Raw genomic sequence first — 20,804 nt, 5'->3', positions numbered from 1 at the left:
GCAGAGTTTTGCGCTCTGGCGCACCAAGGAACCCTATGTTAAGCATTAAGAATTTAAAAGTCAGTGTTGAAGGTAATGAAATCCTCAAAGGTTTGGATCTGGAGATCAAACCCGGTGAAGTGCACGCCATCATGGGGCCAAACGGCTCAGGGAAAAGTACATTATCTGCCGCGTTGGCGGGGCGTGAAGAGTATGAGGTGACCGAGGGGCATATAACCTTTAAAGGGAAAGACCTGCTGGAGTTGGACCCAGAGGATCGCGCGGGTGAAGGCGTATTTTTGGCTTTTCAGTACCCGGTGGAAATTCCGGGTGTCAGTAACCATTTCTTCTTGCAAACTGCCGTCAATGCGGTGCGTAAATATCGCCAGCAAGAGCCATTGGACCGCTTTGATTTCGCTGATTTTATTGAAGAAAAAATTGAGTTACTGAAGATGCCGGCTGATTTGTTGACCCGTTCGGTTAATGTGGGCTTCTCCGGCGGCGAAAAGAAACGTAACGATATTCTGCAAATGGCGGCACTGGAACCCTCGTTATGTATTCTGGATGAAACCGACTCTGGGCTGGATATTGATGCGCTGAAAATTGTCGCTAACGGGGTTAACTCGCTACGTAACGAAAACCGTGCATTTATTATTGTGACTCACTATCAGCGTATCCTTGATTATGTAAAACCCGACTTTGTGCATGTGCTGTATCAGGGGCGGATCATTAAGTCAGGTGATTTCACATTGGTAAAACAGTTGGAGGAGCAAGGCTATGGCTGGCTTACCGACCAACAGTAAAATGCTGGAACAGCAGCATCTGCAACAAAAACAGCGTGCTGATGCGCTCAAGCACTTCGGTCAACTGTTTAATCAGCGCCAGAGTGGCCATTCAACACAGGCTAGTGCGCACTGGCAACAGGTGTTGCAGTTGGGCTTCCCGAGCTTTAAACATGAAGACTGGAAATACACGCCACTGGAACGTTTGCTGGTCAATAATTTCAGTTTCGCCAGCCCTGCGCAGGTGACGGCTAGCCAACGCGATGAACTGTCGTTGGTGCAAGATGCTCATCGTTTAGTCTTTATTGATGGCCGATATGCACCTGAACTCAGTGATATTGAGTGTGGCCCTTATCAACTGACCAACCTGAGTGGAAATACGCAGTTTCCTCCGGCGATCCAATCTGAGGTGTTTTTGCATCTGACGGAAAGTCTGGCGCAGGAAAGTCTGCATATCCGATTGCCGGTGGGGAAACACAGTGAGAAGCCGCTTTATCTGCTGCATATCAGCTCAGGCAATGATTCTGACGTGGTGAATACCAGTCACTACCGACACCATCTGGTGATTGAAGCTAATGCACAGGCTGAAGTGATTGAACATTTCGTTAGTCTGAGTGAGCACCCTCACTTTACCGGCGCACGGCTTACCATTGCGGTAGGTGATAATGCTGAACTGCGCCATTGTAAATTGGCATTTGAAACCCCTCACAGCTATCACTTTGCCCATAATGATCTGGTATTAAGTCGTGATGCGCGGGCGCGTAGTTATAGTTTCCTGCTGGGGGCCGGGTTGACCCGTCATAATACCAGCGCCCAGCTGAACGGCGAAGGTGCCACGTTATCTATTAATAGCTTGCTGCTCCCGATAGGGCGCGAAATCTGCGATACCCGCAGCTATCTGGAGCACAATAAGGGTTATTGTGAAAGCCGCCAGTTACACAAAACCATTGTGCGTGAACGGGGTAAAGCTATCTTTAACGGCATGATTAAAGTGGCTCAACATGCATTAAAAACTGACGGCCAGATGACCAACAATAATTTACTGTTGAGTAAATTGGCTGAAGTTGATACCAAGCCACAGTTAGAAATTTATGCCGATGATGTGAAATGCAGTCATGGTGCGACGGTTGGGCGCATTGATGCAGAACAGCTTTTTTATCTGCAATCGCGCGGGATTAATCAGGCTGATGCGCAACAGATGATTATTTTTGCCTTTGCCGCCGAATTGACGGAAGCCATTCACAGCGACGCCATTCGCAAAGTGGTGCTGGCGCGGATTGCTGAGCGCTTAGCCGGAGAATCGCTATGAGTTTCCCTATCGAACAGGTCAGAGCTGATTTTCCACTGCTGAGCCGTCAGGTTAACGGCCAGCCGCTGGCCTATCTGGACAGCGCCGCCAGCGCACAGAAGCCACAAGTGGTCATCGACAGGGAGCTTAACTTTTATCGTGAGGGTTATGCCGCAGTCCATCGTGGTATCCATACCCTAAGTAGCGAAGCGACCCAACAGATGGAAGCGGTGCGCAGCCAGGTTGCAGGTTTTATTAATGCCGCCTCGGCTGAAGAGATTGTTTTTGTTAAAGGGACCACCGAGGCCATCAACCTGGTGGCTAACAGTTATGGCCGTCATTTCCTGAGCGCCGGTGACAGCATCATCATCACTGAGATGGAGCATCACGCCAATATTGTGCCGTGGCAGATGTTAGCAACTGACTTGGGTGTTGAAATTCGTATCTGGCCGCTGACGGCGACCGGGGAACTTGAGTTAGCGGCATTGGCGGACTTAATTGATGACACCACCCGGTTGTTGGCGATTACTCAGGTTTCCAACGTATTGGGGACCGTGAATCCCATACAGCAGATTGTTGCTCAGGCTAAAGCTGCTGGTCTGGTGGTGCTGGTGGATGGTGCGCAGGCTATCATGCATCAATCGATAGATGTGCAGGCATTGGATTGTGATTTTTATGTCTTCTCCGGCCATAAACTTTATGGACCGTCGGGCATTGGTATTTTATACGGCAAGAGTGAACTGCTACAACACATGCCACCATGGGAAGGGGGCGGTTCGATGATCAAAACCGTTAGCCTGACGCAAGGTACCACTTTTGCTGATGCGCCGTGGCGTTTCGAGGCCGGTTCACCCAATACCGCAGGCATTATGGGACTGGGTGCGGCTATCAGTTATGTTACTGATCTTGGACTTGCGCAGATCCAGCACTATGAGCAGTCGCTGATGCAGTATGCCTTGAAACAACTGGGTCAGGTAAACAGCCTGACACTTTATGGCCCGCAAGCCCGTGCCGGGGTTATCGCGTTTAATTTAGGGGTGCACCACGCGTATGATGTTGGCAGTTTCCTTGACCAATACGGTATCGCGATTCGTACTGGTCATCATTGTGCCATGCCTCTGATGGCGTTCTACCAGGTCCCGAGTATGTGTCGTGCCTCATTAGCACTTTATAATACCCGTGAGGAAGTCGATCGCTTGGTGGCAGGGCTACAGCGCATTGAAAAATTACTAGGTTGAGTGCTATTAATAAGCGCCGTACCTAAAATCAACTATTACCACATTATTGATGCCGTAGGATGAAACTCATTAATGCCAATGAGCTTACACGTTCGTGTAATTTGGCGGGGCAGTGGGTCTTAATCTCCTGCGACATCAAGTACAAAGGGTATCAGGAAGCACGCTATGGCTGTTTTGCCAGATAAAGATAAATTGATTCGTAACTTTTCCCGTTGTTTGAATTGGGAAGAAAAGTATCTGTATGTGATCGAGTTAGGTGGGCAGTTGGCAGCGTTAACGGAACAACAGCGCCAGCCGGAGAATCTTATTTCCGGTTGCCAAAGCCAGGTGTGGATTGCCATGACAATCTCTGATGAGGGCCAGGTGGTTTTTGCTGGTGACAGTGATGCGGCTATCGTTAAAGGGTTGGTCGCGGTGGTGTTTATCCTTTATCAAGGTTTAACGCCACAACAGATAATCGAATTGGATGTTCGGCCATTTTTTGCCGACTTAGCCCTGAGTCAGCACCTGACACCATCGCGTTCGCAAGGTCTGGAAGCGATGATCCGTGCTATTCGCATTAAAGCGGCAAGTTTAAAAGCTCACTAATTCATGCCAACATTTTGTGCTTTATTCCTCGGTGGCTGACCATTTTTGCGTCATGGGTCACAGTCTTAAAATGGTGGAATTTCAGCAGGTTAAATCGGCTTTCTTGCTGGATAAAGCATAATAAATTACTTTGTAACACCTTGATTTCTAGAGATATAAATTGCCTTTATAATAATGGCTGTTACTATATGTTGGCCTTATAATTGGCTGCTAGAATTAACGTAGATATACCCGTCATCTTTCAAACTGCTGGTGTGTTGGCTGCTCTCATCCCCCCGAATCACTTACTTGCGTAAGCTCAGCGGGATTCATTTGTTTGCCGCCTTCCTGCAACTTGAAATCTATCGGGTATAGCCGTGTAAACCGAATTTGAAGAAGTGATGTAGGAACTAAGCATGAAACGTGCATTAACTTTGATTGGTATGTTATTCGCAACTTGTATGGCGGGAAGTATCACCGCTGCCAATGCGACCGAGTATCCTCTACCGCCAGCCAATAGCCGTCTGATTGGTGAAAATACTACCTATACCGTTCCAAACGATGGCCGTCCGCTTGAGGCTATTGCTGCCGATTATAAAATCGGTTTGCTGGGGATGCTCGAAGCCAACCCAGGTGCTGACCCGTATTTGCCGTTACCGGGTTCAGTATTAACTATCCCGACCCAGATGTTGCTGCCTGATACCCCACGTGAAGGTATCGTCATCAACCTGGCTGAGCTGCGTCTTTATTACTACCCTAAAGGCCAGAACAAGGTCATCGTATATCCTATCGGTATCGGCCAGTTAGGGCGTAATACTCCGACGATGACGACGTCTGTTAGCCAGAAGATCCCGAATCCGACCTGGACACCGACTGCGAACATCCGTAAGCACTACCTGGCACAAGGCGTTACCTTGCCATCAGTTGTTCCAGCAGGGCCGGAAAACCCAATGGGCCTGTTTGCTATGCGTCTGTCAGCCGGCGGCGGTGAGTACTTGATCCACGGTACTAATGCCAACTTTGGTATCGGTATGCGTGTCAGCTCCGGGTGTATCCGTTTACGTCCTGATGATATCAAGGCACTATTCAGCTCAGTACCTAAAGGTACTCGCGTACAGATAGTCAACGAACCGGTTAAATATTCCGTAGAACCTGATGGTAAACGTTATGTGGAAGTTCATCAGCCGTTGTCCCGTGTAGACAGTGATGACCCACAAACGATGCCAATTGCGATTAGCAGCAGCCTACTGAAGTTTATGAGTGACAGCCAGACTGATGCTCAAGTGGTCCAGGATGCGATTGTACGCCGCGCTGGCATGCCCGTCATCGTAACGGTAGGTGAGACTGCCCCTGTAGAGGCTCCGGCCGCTGTAGCGCCTCAGGGCGAGCAACAGGCACAACCGCAGCAACCGGCTGATGAAGCCGCACCTAAGCTGGTTCAGCCAGGTCCGGTCTACTCCGCCGCTAATTAAGTTTTAGATGCACCTTTGCCATGGCAACTTATCCGTCGTGGCAAAGCGTGTAGCAGCAACCGCAGGATGATATGGCGAGTAGTAGCAAAGGAAGGTCGATATCAAGGAAGGTAACGTCAGGGATTCATTTTAGCGGGGTAAAAAAAATGGCGCACAATGTGCGCCATTTTTCATTTTCAGGAAGTAATATTACTTCTTGTAAGCGTGAGCTTGGTTGTCCAGACGTTGGTTAGCACGTGCTGCATCGTCTTTAGCTGCTTGAACGTCAGAACGGATTGCGTTCACGTCGTTGCTCAGTTGGTCAACTTTAGCGTTCAGAGTTTGAACGTCAGAAGACAGTTGGTCGATTTTAGCATTGCTTGAACAACCAGCCAGCATAGTTGAAGCCAGGATTACCGCGCCCAGTACAAGTTTAGTACGATTCATTATTAACACCCTCTAGATTAAGTTAATCTCCATGTAGCGTTACAAGTATTACACAAAGTTTTTTCGAAAGAGAATAAATTTTTAGTGTTAGAGGGGTTTATTTTGATCGTTCGCTCAAAGAAGCACCTTGTTTTAAAAAAAAGTTAAAAAAACGAGGCAAAACAGCCGGATTCTATGAGATAAGTCTTATTTGAAAAAATGGCTTTAACGCAGTTGGGATAAAGCAGATTTTTCAGAAAGTTTATTTGGACGGTTTAAAAAAGGAAACGCCGCTATTGAAAGCGGCGTTTTTAATTATCATCCGAGAGGACGTGTTGGGATTATAACACGTGCACCGAAGCAGTATTGGTGGTGCCACTTGCCACCAGAGCACCAGAAACCATAACCACAACTTCGCCTTTCAGTGCCAGACCGCTGGCCAAAGCAGCTTCTTTACCGATGCGGTAGAAATCATCAGTTGAAGCGATCTTATCGACCAGTTGAGTCACCACGCCTTTAGTCAGAATAAGCTGACGTGCGGTGGTTTCATTGGTGGTCAATGCCAGAATGGTGGCGGTAGGGAAGTATTTACGCACTGATTTTGCTGATTTACCGCCGCCAGTGGCAACGATAATCAGTTTTGCTTCCAGCTTTTCTGCTGTTTCTACCGCGCCACGGCAAACGGCTTCGGTGATACGCATTTTACGATTATCATTCAGCGTATCAATGCGGCTAGGCATAATTCGGTCTGTACGCTCACAGATGGTCGCCATGATGGTGACAGACTCTAATGGGTACTTACCCTTGGCGCTTTCACCCGACAGCATCACGGCGTCTGTACCGTCCAGAATGGCGTTAGCAACGTCGCCAGCTTCTGCACGGGTAGGGCGTGGGTTTTTGATCATTGAATCGAGCATTTGCGTTGCAGTGATAACAACTTTGCGAGCGCGGTTACATTTCTCAATCATCATCTTCTGCGCGAAGATAACTTCTTCAACCGGGATCTCAACACCCAGGTCACCACGGGCAACCATGATACCGTCAGATGCTTCCAGGATTTCGTCGAAGTTATTCAGACCTTCCTGGTTTTCGATTTTAGAGATGATTTGGATATGCTCGCCACCGTGCGCTTTCAGGTGTTCGCGAATTTCCAGCACGTCTGAACGTTTACGGATAAACGAGGCTGCAACGAAGTCCACACCTTGCTCACAACCAAAGATCAGGTCAGCTTTATCTTTTTCAGCCAATGCAGGTAGCTGGATAGAAACGCCTGGCAGGTTAACGCCTTTGTTTTCACCCAGATCACCGTTGTTCAGTACTTTACATACCACGGTGCTTTCAGTGACTTCAGTCACTTCCATGCCGATCAGACCATCGTCAACCAGCACGGTATTACCAATTTTCAGGTCAGCAGCAAAACCGGGATAAGTCACAGCAACGATATTGTCGTTACCGATAACACTTTGATCCGTGGTAAAGGTGAAAGTTTGACCGGCAACCAGGGCTGCATCTTTGCCGCCTTCCAGTTTCATGGTGCGGATTTCAGGGCCTTTTGTGTCCAGCAGGATGCCAGCTTTGTGGCCGGTTTTTGCCATGACAGCACGAATATTCTTGATACGTTGACCATGTTCTTCATAGTCACCATGAGAAAAGTTCAAACGCATAACGTTCATGCCGGCATCAAGCAGTTTTGTCAGCATTTCTTCAGATTCGGTTTTGGGACCGATAGTACAAACAATTTTAGTCTTTTTGTCGTTCATGTTCATGAGGATTTTTCTACAAGTTGTGATGGATTAAAAACGAAAGTTCCGTTAATGAGATCAACGGAGTGGGATCTGATTAGTGTCTGGTGTAGCGAAACGTTACAAAGAAGCAAAACATTACTAAGGATAGATGACAGTTGCGGAAGTTGAGCGGAAAACTTTAGCACGAGGCTAACCGCATGATCGGTATACGATGGCGTAAATGTGAGTTGTATTTTTTTAGCGTATCGGCAGATCAAGATGCTGAAACCATTCAACTGAAACGACGGTTCGTATTATAAGCGGTAAGTAACGGGAAATGAAATAGAAAACAGAAACTCATTGCCGTTTTTTATAAAAAGGGGGAATTAGTCGCGCAAGTATTGCGAATATTTCTTAGTTTGTTGCGCAACTGGTGTGATTTTTAACATTTTTAGCCAATCCAGGGTTGAAAAACAAGCAGGAGGTGGCAGGGCGATTGGTTGATATTTATTGCTTTATCTCGGTTATATATTGCAGGAGATAGGGGGGTAAAAGAGTATTGGGAAGATTAAGAAAACAGAGAGTAAACCGCAAATGCAGAGTGGTGCGTTCTAATGGACTCGAACCATCGACCCCCACCATGTCAAGGTGGTGCTCTAACCAACTGAGCTAAGAACGCATCTAAAGATGATAAACCTGTTGCCAGAGTGGTGCGTCCGAATGGACTCGAACCATCGACCCCCACCATGTCAAGGTGGTGCTCTAACCAACTGAGCTACGGACGCACATTACCCGACTGACTTGACGCTACAGTGTTACCAACTGCAACGACTACTACCCTGGCGACTGAACTAACAAAATATTTAACGCAAGCTACATGCAATAAATTTGGTGCGTCCGAATGGACTCGAACCATCGACCCCCACCATGTCAAGGTGGTGCTCTAACCAACTGAGCTACGGACGCATCCTCTTTTATTACTCACCATCAATGCTGACAGCGGGGACGAATATTAACGAGCTGCCCGTCTGCTGGCAAGGGGAAAAACACAATATTCACCGCAAACTCACGTAATTGCTGCGCTTTTGCCCATTGCGCTGTTTTTTTCTCCACCTCGGTGTTTTACGCAGTCGCGACTCGCCAATATGAATTCTGCCCGTCACGCCAGAGACTATCGGTACTAATGCGCCGCCTTTTGCAGGATAAATGCTGCTGGTTGTTTTTGTAACCAGCGGATGCGCAGTGCCATTAAAATCGCCGCAGAAGTTAAGCCAATAACGAACCCAATCCAGAAACCACTTGGCCCCATGGCGGGCACGATATAATCGGTCAGCCCCAGCACGTAACCACTCGGTAACCCCAGTAACCAATAGGCAGTAAAGGTAATAAAGAAGATCGAACGTGTATCCTTATAACCACGTAGCACACCGCTACCGATCACTTGAATCGCATCCGATAGCTGGTAAATAGCGGCCAGCAACATCAAGTGCGAGGCCATCATTACCACTGCCGGTGTTTTGTTGTACAGCAAGGCAATATGCTCGCGGAAAATAACGGTAAATACCGCAGTGACACAGGCCAGCATTAAACCCACGGCAATACTGGTATAAGCGGCCACTCTCGCTTGTTCTACCGAGCCTTGACCGAGGCGGAAACCAACACGAATGGTAGCTGCTACGCTCAGCGACATCGGTAACATAAACATTAATGAACTAAAGTTGAGCGCAATTTGGTGCCCGGCAACAGCGACAATGCCCAGGGGCGAAACCAGTAAGGCGACAACCGCGAACAGCGTCACTTCAAAGAAGAGTGCCAGAGCAACCGGCAGGCCAAGGCCACCCAAGCGTTTCATTACTTGCCAGTCCGGTGCGGCGAACCCTTTCTCCAGTTTGATATCTTGCTGTGAACGAGCGCGGGTGACATACCAGCGCATCATCAGGAACATCACCCAGTAGACTGTGCCTGTTGCCACCCCGCACCCGACGCCACCCAATGCCGGAGCACCGAATTTCCCGTAGATGAAAATATAGTTAACCGGAATATTCACGAGCAAACCAATAAAGCCGATAACCATCCCCGGCTTGGTTTTGGATAAACCTTCACATTGATTACGTAGCACCTGGAAGAAGAGATAGCCCGGCGCACCCCACATAATGGCATGCAGGAAGCCAACGGCTTTATCTGCTAGCACGGGGTCAATATTATGCATTTGCATAATAACGTGGTCGCTATTATATAGAACAAACATAATTAGCAGTGAAACGCAAAGCGCCAACCAAAACCCTTGCCTGACTTGATGGGCAATTTGATTGCGACGCCCGGAACCGTTGAGCTGTGCAACTGTCGGGGTTAGTGCCAACAACAAACCATGGCCAAATAAAATAGCCGGTAACCAGATAGAAGTACCTACCGCCACGGCAGCCATATCAGTAGCACTGACAGAACCGGCCATAATGGTGTCAACCACGCCCATGGCGGTTTGAGATAATTGCGCGATGACAACGGGAATAGCGAGAGCCAATAAGCTACGCGCTTCGACGATATACTTCTGCACGTATGCACCTTTCTCTACCTGTCGCCCTTCAATATACAGGGGTGTTGGCTGCCCTTGCTCACTCCAGACACTTAGTTATCTAAGCTGCTGGAGGTTCACGCGGTTGCCGCCTACCTGTATCTCGAAGTAACTTGGGTATAACCTAGTTATGATTTCAATAACGACTATTTATCGCGCCATGGGCGATAAATAAAATAGCGGAAAAACAATAAAGGATTGTACCTGCTCATCGCGCTTAAGCAATCTTTGTTACTAATTATCAGCTAAATACCTCTTATCTGTTTTTTTAGTGTAAGTGGTTTGGTTTTCCTTATCTTCTGAGGCAAAATCAAGGCAAAGAAACTTTCTTTCTATAGATAAGAGGCATGGCGTATGTTTACCGGTATTGTTCAAGGCACCGCGCCGGTGGTTGCCATCGAAGAAAAATCAAATTTCCGCACCCATGTAGTCGACATGCCAGCGGAGATGTTGCCTGAATTAGCGTTAGGCGCTTCTGTTGCCCACAATGGTTGCTGTCTGACAGTCACCGCCGTTGAGGGTAATCGGGTTAGCTTTGATTTAATGAAGGAGACACTGCGTATTACCAATTTGGGCGATATTAAGGTTGGTGATAGCGTTAATTTGGAACGTGCGGCTAAATTCAGTGATGAAATCGGTGGACATCTCATGTCCGGCCATATTATTTGTACTGCTGAGATTACCAAAATATACACATCAGAAAATAATCGCCAGATCTGGTTTCGTATGCCCAGCTTTGATTTAATGAAGTATGTGTTACACAAAGGTTTTATCGGTATTGATGGTATCAGCCTAACTATTGGTGAGGTTGAGAGGAACCGCTTCTGTGTACATCTGATACCAGAAACACTGTCGCGGACCACATTAGGTAAAAAGCGTTTGGGACATCGGGTAAATATCGAGATCGATCCACAAACCCAGGCGGTGGTGGACACGGTTGAGCGGGTATTGGCTCAGCGGGAAACTGTATCCGCTACGCCGGTAGTTGATAAGGTCACTCGCGGATAAATGTGGGTTTAACGTAAATAGGATAGGATAGGACAGGCAGTTCACCTGTCCTTTTTAAGTATTAACGCGGCACGCGAATCCCACCCTCGACCCCGTTAGGGCTGAATAATACTTGCCACAGTTGGATGTCTCTGGCGCGGAAAGCACCCGCACAGGCATTGAGATAATAGCTAAACATCCGCTCAAATCGTGACGAGTAATTCGCAGCCAGGCTCGGCCAAGCGGTTTGAAAACGTTCATACCACGCCATCAGGGTGCGATCATAATCAGCGCCAAAATTGTGCCAATCTTCCATAATGAAATAAGGCTCACTGGCGTTAGCAATATGTTTTACTGACGGCAGGCAGCCATTAGGGAAGATATATTTATTAATCCACGGATCGATACTCAGATCGGTACGATTAGCACCGATGGTGTGCAGTAAGAACAGGCCATCTGGCTTCAAATTGCGGTTTACGACATCAAAATAGGTGTGATAGTTCTTTGGCCCGACATGCTCGAACATACCGACAGAAACGATACGATCGAACTGTTCGTTCAGATCACGGTAGTCTTGCAATAAAATAGTGACGTCTAAGCCTTCACAGCGTTTTTGTGCCAGTTTTTGTTGTTCAGCCGAAATGGTCACACCGGAAACGACGACCCCGTAATGCCGGGCGGCATAGGCGGCGAGGCCCCCCCAGCCACAACCGATATCGAGCAATGTCATGCCCGGAGCCAATTGAAGTTTTTCGCAGATCATCCGCAGTTTATTTTCCTGCGCTTGCTCAAGGGTCGTGGCATCTTTCCAGTAAGCGCATGAGTATTGCATATTCGAATCCAGCATTAGGCTAAACAGATCATTACCCAGATCGTAATGTTCTTTGCCAACAATCCAGGCTCTTTTCTTTGATTGCAAATTAATAATACGCGCAGCAGCAATGCGTAAAGTATCTTTGAGATGGTGTGGAAGTTGATTTTCCAGGCCAGCCCTGAGAACCCGTTGGAAAAAGATATCCAAGCGGTCACATTCCCACCAGCCGTCCATATAACTCTCACCTAATGCCAAAGATCCTTCTTGAAGTATTCGTTTGAAAAAGTCTGGGTTATTGACTCGAATGTCGAAAGGGCGTGAGCCATTGATTTCAATATCAGCCCGATTCAGCATTTCTTGTACAATGCGAAACCAAGGGGTTTCTTGAATACTCTGGTCTTCTATACAGGATGAACTCATAGCTTCTCCATCACTTTCTTCTGACTTATGACCCGCGATACATGCAGATACATACCAATAAGGTTGTCGTGACCTTGGTGTCTAATATCCATAACGGACAGAGGAAGATTAAGAAGAAACCCTAATAAAGATTGATTTAGGGTAACTCATCCATAAGCGTAAATGTGACGCAATCCACGCGCACAGAAAGTACTTAAGATAATGCTTTTTTTTAATGATATCGTAATCGGTTAAATCGAGTATAGGCTTGCCGGGAGGCTTTCTCAATAATAAATCACACCCGGCTCACGTGTTCCTTAGTGACTATTTCTATTGGAAATTAATTCACTCCGACCTTGACGCTACCGCTGTGTTAGCGGCTCTCGTTACTTAGCCCATCCTTGGGTCTTGCCTCTATCAGGCCGCCGCTTGCAGCGTTCAAATCGATTTCCGACCCGAATCATTCCTTATCCAGGCTCATCGTGGTTCATTCGCTTGTTGCTTTGCTGTGACACCGATGACGTTGGGCATCGAATTAGTATCATTTTTTTCTTTTCGCAATGCGTAGCAATGAATGCCATATCCTAAAAACGCCAGCACCACGGTCGACAACATCACGGTCACTGTTGCCAGCAATGGCTGGCTGATATAGGCCGATACCAACATACTGGCAACAAAACATAACCCGAGCTGAAGCGTATTTTGTAGCGCGGCTGCTTTACCGGTGTTCGCTGGAAAAGGCATTAATGCATTCGCTACGATAATAGGGTAGCAGGCACCATTCACCAGCGCCATTATGCAGAATGGAATAAGTAAGGTCAGCAGCGTCGGCGTGGTTAACGTTGCTATCAGATAAAGTGCAATCATGCTGATTGCATATCCCGCCAACAGCCACGGCAGCAAGGTATTGCCCTTGATCCGGGAAAGAGCACTGCGACAACCAAATCCACCTAACAGGAAGGCCAGGGTCTGGGGGACATAACTTAATCCGATGACATTCGGGCTATAGCCCATATCACCCAGAATAAAAGGTGAACCGGTTAACCAGGCAAAGAAACCGGCACTACAGGCAGCAAACATCATTACGTTGCCACTGAATGTTGCCGACTTAAGCAACTGCCAGAAACTGATGTTGGTGCTATTGCGTGCCGCATTATCTTGTGCGGTTTTTTTGCGTTCGTTCAACCGCGCCGTTGGGATCAATAGCAGCAACGTAACGGCCAGTAGCACTACAAAAATTGAACGCCAACTGAAGTGGTTTAATAACCAGGCACCCAGCAGCGGAGCTAACGCGGGAGAGAGTGCTACGAGCGGCATAATGGTGGCAAACACGCGATTGGCCTTGCCATCGCGATAACGGTCTACCACTAACGCCTGCCAACTTACAGCAGCAGAACACACCCCTACCGCCTGAATAAAGCGGAGGACCAATAATTGTGTCGCATTTTCAACCCATAAGATCCCCAGACAACCGATGGCAAATAACGCCAAACCGGCTAACAGTACCGGTTTACGGCCTAACTTATCCGATACGGGTCCCCAGATAAGCTGAGCGATAGCAAAACCGGCGAGGAAGATACTTAAGCTGGCACTGATGGCGCCGGCAGACGTTTGAAGCTCTTGTTGCATTGCGCCAAAAGCGGGCAGATACATGTCAGTGGCCAAATAGCCCAACATACTCAGACCGGCCAGATAGAACATAAAACCAGACGACGTTTTCATTCTTTATTTCTCTTTATATCCTTGGTCCTTGAAACCGCAGAGGTGTTAGCAGCGGCTCCAATGACGTTGGCTAAATTATAATTTTTGCAGGCAAAACTTCTGTTATAGAAAATTAATTGCGGAGGGCATTCTATCCGCTGCGATATTCTGTTGTGAAACGGTAATATTTGCACCATGCTGTTAAAAAATTTGATAGCAAATTAGTGATGTAAAAAGGTGAAAAATCATGTGGTCTGAATATTCACTGGATGTGGTGGACGCAGTAGCCCGTACTGGGAGTTTCAGTGCTGCTGCTCAAGAATTGCACCGCGTACCGTCTGCGATTAGTTATACGGTGCGCCAATTGGAAGAGTGGCTGGCCGTTCCGCTGTTTGAACGACGTCATCGCGATGTGGAATTAACCGAAGCTGGCGTGGTTTTTATTAAAGATGCGCGCGATGTTATCAAAAAAATGAATGACACACGCCGTCAGTGTCAACAGGTGGCGAATGGTTGGCGTGGGCAGTTAAATATAGTGATAGATAAAATTGTTAAACCACAGCGTAGTCGCCGCTTAGTGTTGGATTTTTATCGACATTTTCCTGATATTGAACTGCGGGTACGCTATGAAGTATTCAACGGTGTGTGGGATGCGCTGGTGGATGGACAGGCGGAAATGGCCATTGGTGCGACCCGCGCGATCCCGGTTGGTGGGCGGTTCATCTTTCGCGACATGGGCTTTTTAAGCTGGCATTGTGTAGTGAGTGTCGATCATCCTTTAGCCCAATTAACCGAGCCACTTAGCGATAATCAGTTACGGCCTTATCCCTCACTTTGCCTGGAAGATACCGCTCGTAATTTACCTAAACGTGACACCTGGACTTTAGCAAACCAGCAGCGATTGGTCGCCCCGGACTGGGCAACGGGAATCGATTGCTTGTGTGCAGGATTGTGCATCGGGATGGTGCCGGCACACATGGTATCGCCGTTGATTGAGCAAGGGAAGCTAGCGGCACTGACGCTGGCTGAACCGTTGCCCGATAGTCCATGTTGCTTGACCTGGGAGCAGAACAACCATTCACCAGCATTGGCCTGGCTGCTGGAATATCTAGGTGACAGTGTCACACTTAATGCCGAATGGTTGAAAGATGACAGTGAGTTATCAATCAATGACTGAGAATTAATGAGGCAAGATTAGCCGCCGGTAGAGCTAAACACTACCGGCAGGAGAGGATTAACGGCGATAATCGAGGAACGGACCATCAGCGACAGAACGACGCTCAATCAGTTTAGGGTGTACCTCAATGGTCTGCGAATCTTCACGTTTGCTGACAATACGGTCAAGTAACATGGCAAAGGCCGTTTCGCCCAGGCGCTCTTTGGGCTGGTGAATAGTGGTTAGCGCCGGCGAGAAATAGCGCGCATTACGCACATTATCATACCCGATCACCGAAATATCTTGTGGTACCCGTAGGCCCAACTCATCAGCAGCACATATCGCGCCCATGGCCATAATATCGCCGCCACAGAACACCGCCGTTGGGCGATGTTTTTGTGTCAGGATTTGATGCATCGCTTTATAACCGGATTCCGGTTCAAAATCCCCTTGGACTACCCACTCATCACGCAGGGTAATATTTGCTTCTTCTAGTGCTTTCAGGAACCCCTGGTGGCGGCCACCACCGGTATTACGGGCTAACTGGCCGGGGATAGCCCCAATGTCACGATGACCGCGCTCAATCAGGTAACGGCCCGCCAAATAGCCACCTTCAAAGGCGTTATCAATAATCGAGTCAGTAAAATCACCCCGAGCGGTTCCCCAATCCATGACGACCATTGGGATATTGCGATATTCTTCCAACATCCCGAGTAGCTGCTCAGGATATTCTGAACACATCACCAGCAACCCATCGACACGTTTTTGTGCCAACATCGCCAGATAAGCTTTTTGCTTGTCCAGATTATTATGAGAATTACATAAAATCAGGGTATAACCTTTGCTATAACAACTATTTTCGACCGCTTCGATCACTTCGGCAAAATAGGGCGCTTCGCNGGATGTTGCCAGTAAACCAATTGATTTAGTGTGATTAACTTTCAAACTGCGGGCTACAGCGCTGGGTGAATAATGCAGTTCTTTAATGGCAGCCCACACCGCAGCCTTGGTATTCTCGGCGACGAAACGAGTTTTGTTGATAACGTGCGAAACGGTGGTGGTGGACACACCCGCGTGTTTGGCCACATCTTTAATCGTTGCCATAAAAAGAATGACTCCTAAGCTTACCGGTTACAGTAGGGTAAGTATTATGTTAATCGTTTGCCTGCATAACCCGAAAACCGCTCAGACAAAAACACGATATTAGGCTGGGAAGTTAAATCAGCTGATTGTCTGAGAGTATTTATTGGACGTTATTAGTCGGTATGCAGTTATGAACTGCGAATTTTGGCTGATCTGGAGGAAAAGTGAAAGGGGTAATCAAAGTTATAAAGTGCGTAATGAGCACAAGATTTTTTTTCTGAACTGTGGGAAAATAATTTAACACACTAACTATGTGCCTTTTCTCTACTACAAACTAACCGGCTAAGGAGTTTTTATGGATACCAATCTGAAAATGTCGCTGATTACGACTGTTGGTGCGCTGGCGATGATTATTGTCTTTAGCTTCGTGGCGGTAATGAATTAATTAAACCGCTTGCCGGTGTGAAGTGATAAGTAGGGCGGGTTAACCCCGCCCTTAATTATTTTTACGCGTAATGCGACGATGGATTGTCACTCTTCTTGCCGTATCAGGCTAAATTTTTCTCAACGAAAGACCAGTTAACCAGTGCCCAGAAGTTTTCCAGGTATTTTGGCCGCGCATTGCGGTAATCAATATAGTAAGCATGTTCCCACACATCTACGGTTAACACCGGTTTATCGTTGGTGGTCAGTGGAGTTGCTGCATTAGACGTACTGACAATCGCCAGTGTGCCATCTGCTTTTTTAACCAGCCAGGTCCAGCCCGCACCAAAGTTTTTTACTGCCGCATCAGTAAATTGCGCTTTAAATTCAGCAAAAGAACCAAATGATTGATTAATGGCATCGGCAACTTTGCCCGTAGGTTCGCCGCCGCCGTTAGGTGACAGGCAGTGCCAGTAGAAGGTGTGGTTCCAGACTTGGGCCGCATTATTAAAGATCCCGCCATTAGAGGTTTTTACAATCTCTTCCAGCGTCTTACCCGCAAACTCAGTGTCTTTAATCAAGTTATTGAGATTAACCACATAGGTGTTGTGATGCTTGCCGTAGTGGTATTCCAGCGTTTCAGCTGAGATGTGGGGCTCTAGCGCATTTTGCGCATAGGGTAATGCCGGTAATTCAAAAGACATAGCTCTCTCCTTTCGGGGTTGCTCAGGGTGTTTGCTCCTCAAATCACATCAATTGCCACGGGCAGTGAGGTGGCGAAGAGCGGTTAAAGCTTAATTGTTGTATTTTTGTTGTGGGTATTAATCTTAACAACTTTCAACAAGAATGACAGATATAACCACACTGTTTGATGGGTGATTGTATCAACGTTATGCCATGGGGATAATAAGTGCAGGGGCGTTATTGTGCCATCAGCACCCGGTGAGACCACCGGGCGCAGACTGAAGTCTTAGCGGATGGTTTTCGGGGTGACCACACGGCGTGCGCCAACGTAATGATCCTGCCAGTAGTCATTGTCCAGCATACTGATACGAATTTCTTCGCCAGTGCGTGGGGACTGAATGAACTTACCGTTACCCAGATAGACGCCTACATGGTCGGCGACGCCACGGTTGGCAATATTGAAGAACACTAAATCCCCACTCTCCAGCTCAGCGCGTTTGACGGGGGCGGCGTCACGCAAGTGATACATCTCGTTCGCGGTACGCGGCATTTTTATTCTGATCACGTCTTTATAGGCGTAATAGATAAGCCCGCTGCAATCAAATCCGGTATTAGGAGAGGTGCCACCCCAACGATAAGGTTTACCGACTTGCTTCATCAGTTTGCTCATCGCGGTCTGTTTGGCGTGTTGNTAGCGTTTTTTATGCGCTGGACTGAGCTTGATTTTACTATTGGCGACTAATTCGGTAGCCGCTTTGCCTTGGCTTTTATTTCTGTGTCGGCCATAAGCGACTTTTTCTGTTTTTTTACCTGCGGCCACTTTTTTATTGGCTGCAGTTTTAATATTGGTTTTTTTCGGATTGCTGGTTTTTTTTGTAGCGATTTTACTGACTTCCTGCGTTTTCTTTTTAATGGTTTTAGTCGTGCCGGCGGCAATTTTCTTTTTATCGCTGCTGGTTGCTGTTTTGTTGGTAGTCACTTTGTTGGTAGGGGTTTTATTGCTGGCTACTTTTACTTTTTTGGTACTTTTATCTGCTTTACGTTTTTTACGATCATCAGGGCTGGCCTGGCTGACCTGTCCTTTCTTCTGCTCAGCAGACACATGAGCCTGCGGCGACGCATGCGCCAGATTTAAAAATAGCTGGGTAAACAGCAGCACAAACAGCGTAAATATTAAACGCATAATAACGCTACCAACCTTGCCCTGAGATGAATATGAAGAGTCACAGTATTGCCGAAACTCACGATATAAAAAAGCAGAGAGCGACAGGATCTTAATCGATATTGTGAGAAAACATTAATGGCTTAGATATTGTCGCTTTTTCACACGTCTAATGGACTTAAATCAACCATACGTCAACGAGTTATCTCTTTCCTACTTGAAGCCGCAGGGCAATCCCATAAAGAAGATAATAGTGAAGTGATGGGATCAAAAATGTTATTCTAAATGCACATATTTGTAGCTGACAATATAACCATTCGTCCACGGAGTAAAGCCCCTGCAAAAGATGGCGTTTTATTCCAGTGGTAACAGTCGCTACAATAGGCCGGACGCAATAATAAAACAGCCCTAATGGATAGGTTCTAAGTATTGTAGCCACTATATGGCTTGAGGAAGCAAGAAATGACGACGATTGATAAAATCCAGCGCCAGATAGCAGAAAACCCAATCCTGCTTTATATGAAGGGTTCACCAAAGTTACCTAACTGCGGTTTCTCGGCTCAGGCTGTGCAGGCGCTGTCTGCCTGTGGCGAACGCTTTGCTTATGTTGATATCCTGCAAAACCCGGATATTCGTGCGGAACTGCCAAAATATGCTAACTGGCCAACCTTCCCACAATTGTGGGTTGATGGTGAATTGGTCGGCGGTTGTGACATTCTGATGGAAATGTATCAGCGTGGCGAACTACAACAGTTGTTGAAAGAAACCGCTGACAAATACCGTGCACAAGAAGAAAAGCCTGCCGCAGAATAGGGCATGTGTGTTTTCGGTGACAAAAATAAAAAGGTGGCCTTTGAGCCACCTTTTTTTGAACGTAAAATTGTTGCGTCTTCTCTCATGAACAATCTTCTCTCATGAACACTGCGCTATTCGGATTCCCCCGCCGGTATAGGCCAGCCACCCAGTTTTTTCCAGCGGTTAACCAGTTCACAGAATAATTTTGCCGTTTGCATGGTGTCATACAATGCGGAGTGCGCCTGACTACTATCAAACGGAATACCTGCCGTCAGGCAGGCTTTCGCCAGCACAGTTTGCCCTAGCACCAGCCCACTGAGCGCCGCAGTATCAAAGGTTGCAAATGGGTGGAACGGGTTACGTTTCAAACTGGCGCGTTCAGCAGCAGCCATCACGAAGCTGTGATCAAAATTGGCGTTGTGTGCCACGATAATAGCTCGGTTACAGCCTTGATCTTTCAGCCCTTTACGCACGGCTTTAAAGATGGCATGCAAAGCATCGTATTCACTCACAGCACCACGCAAAGGGTTGGTCGGGTCAATGCCATTAAATGCCAGTGCTTCTGGTTGCAGATTGGCACCCTCAAAGGGTTCTACATGGAAATGCAGCGTTTCATCGGGTAATAACCAACCATCCTTGTTCATCTGCAAGGTCACGGCAGCAATTTCTAATAATGCATCGGTTTGCGCATTAAAACCGGCGGTTTCCACATCAATTACAACGGGGTAATACCCACGAAAACGGCCACTTAGGGCGTTAAGATCACTTTTATCTGCCATCAGTTTCTTATCTTCATCGAATTCAGCGCGCATTATGTCAAATTTTAGCGCGGGATGCAGGGGGATATCGCGATGAGAAAAAAGGCACCTTAGGTGCCTTTGCGCTAATCAGTTGCCAAGGCCGTGTCCGGCGCTCTTATTCTCGATTAACTCGATTTTGTAACCGTCGGGATCTTCGACAAAAGCAATAATAGTATTACCGCCTTTTACCGGGCCGGCTTCACGGGTCACATTCCCACCAGCCTGACGAATTTGATCGCAGGTAGCGGCAACATCATCCACGCCCAGCGCCAGGTGACCAAATGCAGTCCCCATGTCGTAACTGCTCACGTCCCAGTTATAGGTCAGTTCAATCACTGAACCTTCACTTTCATCGCTATAACCGACGAAAGCCAGCGAGTATTTATACTCCGTGTTTTCGCTGGTACGCAGTAAACGCATCCCTAATACCTTGGTGTAAAAATCGATAGAGCGTTGCAGGTCACCAACGCGGATCATGGTATGGAGTAAGCGCTTCATAATACCTCTTTATAATCAACAGTTTAAAGTTTTAAAATCATTATAAATCAAAACTGATATATAATCATATAGTAATATCATCCCGCTCACTACCATGACTCTTCTGATATTTGGTTATCATTATGGCGGGATTGTCCCTGGAAAGGGGGGAATAAATTGACTTTTTTTGTGACATTATGTCAGTACACTATTCTGATTCGGTAAAATATCTGTATTATCCCATGGTTAGTCGTAGGAATTTTATGGATATTATTCTTATGGATGAATCATTAAAT

The 20,804-nt window shown here is 47.2% G+C and carries 19 protein-coding genes and 3 tRNA genes; 9 read left to right on the top strand and 13 right to left on the bottom strand.

Annotated elements, in window-relative coordinates; all coding sequences use genetic code 11:
- Positions 1-35: 35 nt before the first annotated feature.
- The 5 genes from sufC to V1952_RS08395 all read left to right on the top strand — a co-directional run bounded on the left by sufC (position 36) and on the right by V1952_RS08395 (position 5,326).
- Positions 36-782, top strand: a complete 747-nt coding sequence (sufC, locus tag V1952_RS08415; protein WP_083158725.1) for a Fe-S cluster assembly ATPase SufC — start codon at positions 36-38, stop codon at positions 780-782.
- Complete coding sequence (gene sufD, locus V1952_RS08410) at positions 757-2,070, top strand: Fe-S cluster assembly protein SufD (protein WP_372559126.1); 1,314 nt, start codon at positions 757-759, stop codon at positions 2,068-2,070. The genes sufC and sufD overlap by 26 nt, the downstream gene beginning before the upstream one ends.
- On the top strand, positions 2,067-3,287 hold the full coding sequence (gene sufS / locus V1952_RS08405; RefSeq protein ID WP_420071786.1) for a cysteine desulfurase SufS: 1,221 nt from the start codon (positions 2,067-2,069) through the stop codon (positions 3,285-3,287). The genes sufD and sufS overlap by 4 nt, the downstream gene beginning before the upstream one ends.
- Before the next feature lie 165 nt (positions 3,288-3,452).
- On the top strand, positions 3,453-3,875 hold the full coding sequence (sufE, locus tag V1952_RS08400; protein ID WP_420071785.1) for a cysteine desulfuration protein SufE: 423 nt from the start codon (positions 3,453-3,455) through the stop codon (positions 3,873-3,875).
- Positions 3,876-4,270: 395 nt separating this feature from the next.
- On the top strand, positions 4,271-5,326 hold the full coding sequence (locus tag V1952_RS08395) for a L,D-transpeptidase family protein (RefSeq protein ID WP_420074602.1): 1,056 nt from the start codon (positions 4,271-4,273) through the stop codon (positions 5,324-5,326).
- Between the two features lie 189 nt (positions 5,327-5,515).
- Here V1952_RS08395 and V1952_RS08390 read toward each other — a convergent pair whose 3' ends face one another.
- The 6 genes from V1952_RS08390 to V1952_RS08365 form a co-directional block, all read right to left on the bottom strand.
- The gene (locus V1952_RS08390; RefSeq protein WP_005165631.1) at positions 5,516-5,752 is read right to left on the bottom strand and encodes a major outer membrane lipoprotein; all 237 of its coding nucleotides are present in this window, start codon (positions 5,750-5,752) and stop codon (positions 5,516-5,518) included.
- A gap of 320 nt (positions 5,753-6,072) precedes the next feature.
- Positions 6,073-7,491, bottom strand: a complete 1,419-nt coding sequence (gene pykF / locus V1952_RS08385) for a pyruvate kinase PykF (protein ID WP_372559909.1) — start codon at positions 7,489-7,491, stop codon at positions 6,073-6,075.
- Between the two features lie 566 nt (positions 7,492-8,057).
- Positions 8,058-8,134, bottom strand: a tRNA-Val gene (locus V1952_RS08380).
- A gap of 29 nt (positions 8,135-8,163) precedes the next feature.
- Positions 8,164-8,240: transfer RNA gene (locus tag V1952_RS08375), tRNA-Val, on the bottom strand.
- A gap of 104 nt (positions 8,241-8,344) precedes the next feature.
- A tRNA-Val gene (locus V1952_RS08370) sits at positions 8,345-8,421 on the bottom strand.
- Between the two features lie 214 nt (positions 8,422-8,635).
- Complete coding sequence (locus tag V1952_RS08365; RefSeq protein ID WP_372559122.1) at positions 8,636-10,009, bottom strand: MATE family efflux transporter; 1,374 nt, start codon at positions 10,007-10,009, stop codon at positions 8,636-8,638.
- A gap of 372 nt (positions 10,010-10,381) precedes the next feature.
- Here V1952_RS08365 and V1952_RS08360 point away from each other — a divergent pair, with 372 nt between their 5' ends.
- The gene (locus tag V1952_RS08360; protein WP_420074601.1) at positions 10,382-11,035 is read left to right on the top strand and encodes a riboflavin synthase subunit alpha; all 654 of its coding nucleotides are present in this window, start codon (positions 10,382-10,384) and stop codon (positions 11,033-11,035) included.
- A gap of 61 nt (positions 11,036-11,096) precedes the next feature.
- Here the strand turns inward: V1952_RS08360 and cfa are convergent, their stop codons facing one another.
- Positions 11,097-12,248, bottom strand: a complete 1,152-nt coding sequence (cfa, locus tag V1952_RS08355; RefSeq protein WP_420074600.1) for a cyclopropane fatty acyl phospholipid synthase — start codon at positions 12,246-12,248, stop codon at positions 11,097-11,099.
- A gap of 456 nt (positions 12,249-12,704) precedes the next feature.
- Positions 12,705-13,949, bottom strand: coding sequence for a purine nucleoside transporter PunC (gene punC, locus V1952_RS08350; RefSeq protein WP_420074599.1), 1,245 nt, complete (start codon positions 13,947-13,949; stop codon positions 12,705-12,707).
- 226 nt (positions 13,950-14,175) lie between these two features.
- Between punC and punR the strand changes: the two genes are divergently transcribed.
- Positions 14,176-15,105, top strand: coding sequence for a DNA-binding transcriptional activator PunR (gene punR / locus V1952_RS08345; protein WP_372559118.1), 930 nt, complete (start codon positions 14,176-14,178; stop codon positions 15,103-15,105).
- 57 nt (positions 15,106-15,162) lie between these two features.
- Here the strand turns inward: punR and purR are convergent, their stop codons facing one another.
- The gene (gene purR / locus V1952_RS08340) at positions 15,163-16,188 is read right to left on the bottom strand and encodes an HTH-type transcriptional repressor PurR (RefSeq protein ID WP_420074598.1); all 1,026 of its coding nucleotides are present in this window, start codon (positions 16,186-16,188) and stop codon (positions 15,163-15,165) included.
- Between the two features lie 334 nt (positions 16,189-16,522).
- Between purR and V1952_RS08335 the strand changes: the two genes are divergently transcribed.
- Complete coding sequence (locus V1952_RS08335; protein ID WP_019079325.1) at positions 16,523-16,612, top strand: YnhF family membrane protein; 90 nt, start codon at positions 16,523-16,525, stop codon at positions 16,610-16,612.
- Positions 16,613-16,715: 103 nt separating this feature from the next.
- Here the strand turns inward: V1952_RS08335 and sodB are convergent, their stop codons facing one another.
- Both sodB and V1952_RS08325 read right to left on the bottom strand, forming a co-directional pair.
- Positions 16,716-17,294 carry a superoxide dismutase [Fe] gene (gene sodB / locus V1952_RS08330; RefSeq protein ID WP_372559117.1) on the bottom strand — a complete coding sequence of 193 codons (579 nt, stop codon included), beginning with the start codon at positions 17,292-17,294 and terminating at the stop codon, positions 16,716-16,718.
- A gap of 266 nt (positions 17,295-17,560) precedes the next feature.
- Entirely contained in the window at positions 17,561-18,457 is an 897-nt protein-coding gene (locus tag V1952_RS08325; protein WP_420074597.1) for a C40 family peptidase, read from the bottom strand.
- A 441-nt stretch (positions 18,458-18,898) separates the two neighbouring features.
- On the opposite strand from V1952_RS08325, the gene V1952_RS08320 reads away from it, so the two are divergent.
- Entirely contained in the window at positions 18,899-19,249 is a 351-nt protein-coding gene (locus V1952_RS08320; RefSeq protein ID WP_083158738.1) for a Grx4 family monothiol glutaredoxin, read from the top strand.
- Positions 19,250-19,362: 113 nt separating this feature from the next.
- Here V1952_RS08320 and rnt read toward each other — a convergent pair whose 3' ends face one another.
- Together rnt and gloA are read right to left on the bottom strand one after the other, a co-directional pair.
- Positions 19,363-20,043 carry a ribonuclease T gene (gene rnt, locus V1952_RS08315; RefSeq protein WP_193784653.1) on the bottom strand — a complete coding sequence of 227 codons (681 nt, stop codon included), beginning with the start codon at positions 20,041-20,043 and terminating at the stop codon, positions 19,363-19,365.
- A 75-nt stretch (positions 20,044-20,118) separates the two neighbouring features.
- Positions 20,119-20,529, bottom strand: a complete 411-nt coding sequence (gene gloA / locus V1952_RS08310) for a lactoylglutathione lyase (protein WP_420071993.1) — start codon at positions 20,527-20,529, stop codon at positions 20,119-20,121.
- Positions 20,530-20,804: the final 275 nt, after the last annotated feature.

The organism is Yersinia sp. 2542 StPb PI, assembly GCF_048593855.1.
Classification (GTDB): domain Bacteria; phylum Pseudomonadota; class Gammaproteobacteria; order Enterobacterales; family Enterobacteriaceae; genus Yersinia; species Yersinia enterocolitica_E.
The sequence above is the reverse complement of the archived record's forward strand: the minus strand, read 5'-3'. Positions and strand labels throughout refer to the sequence as shown.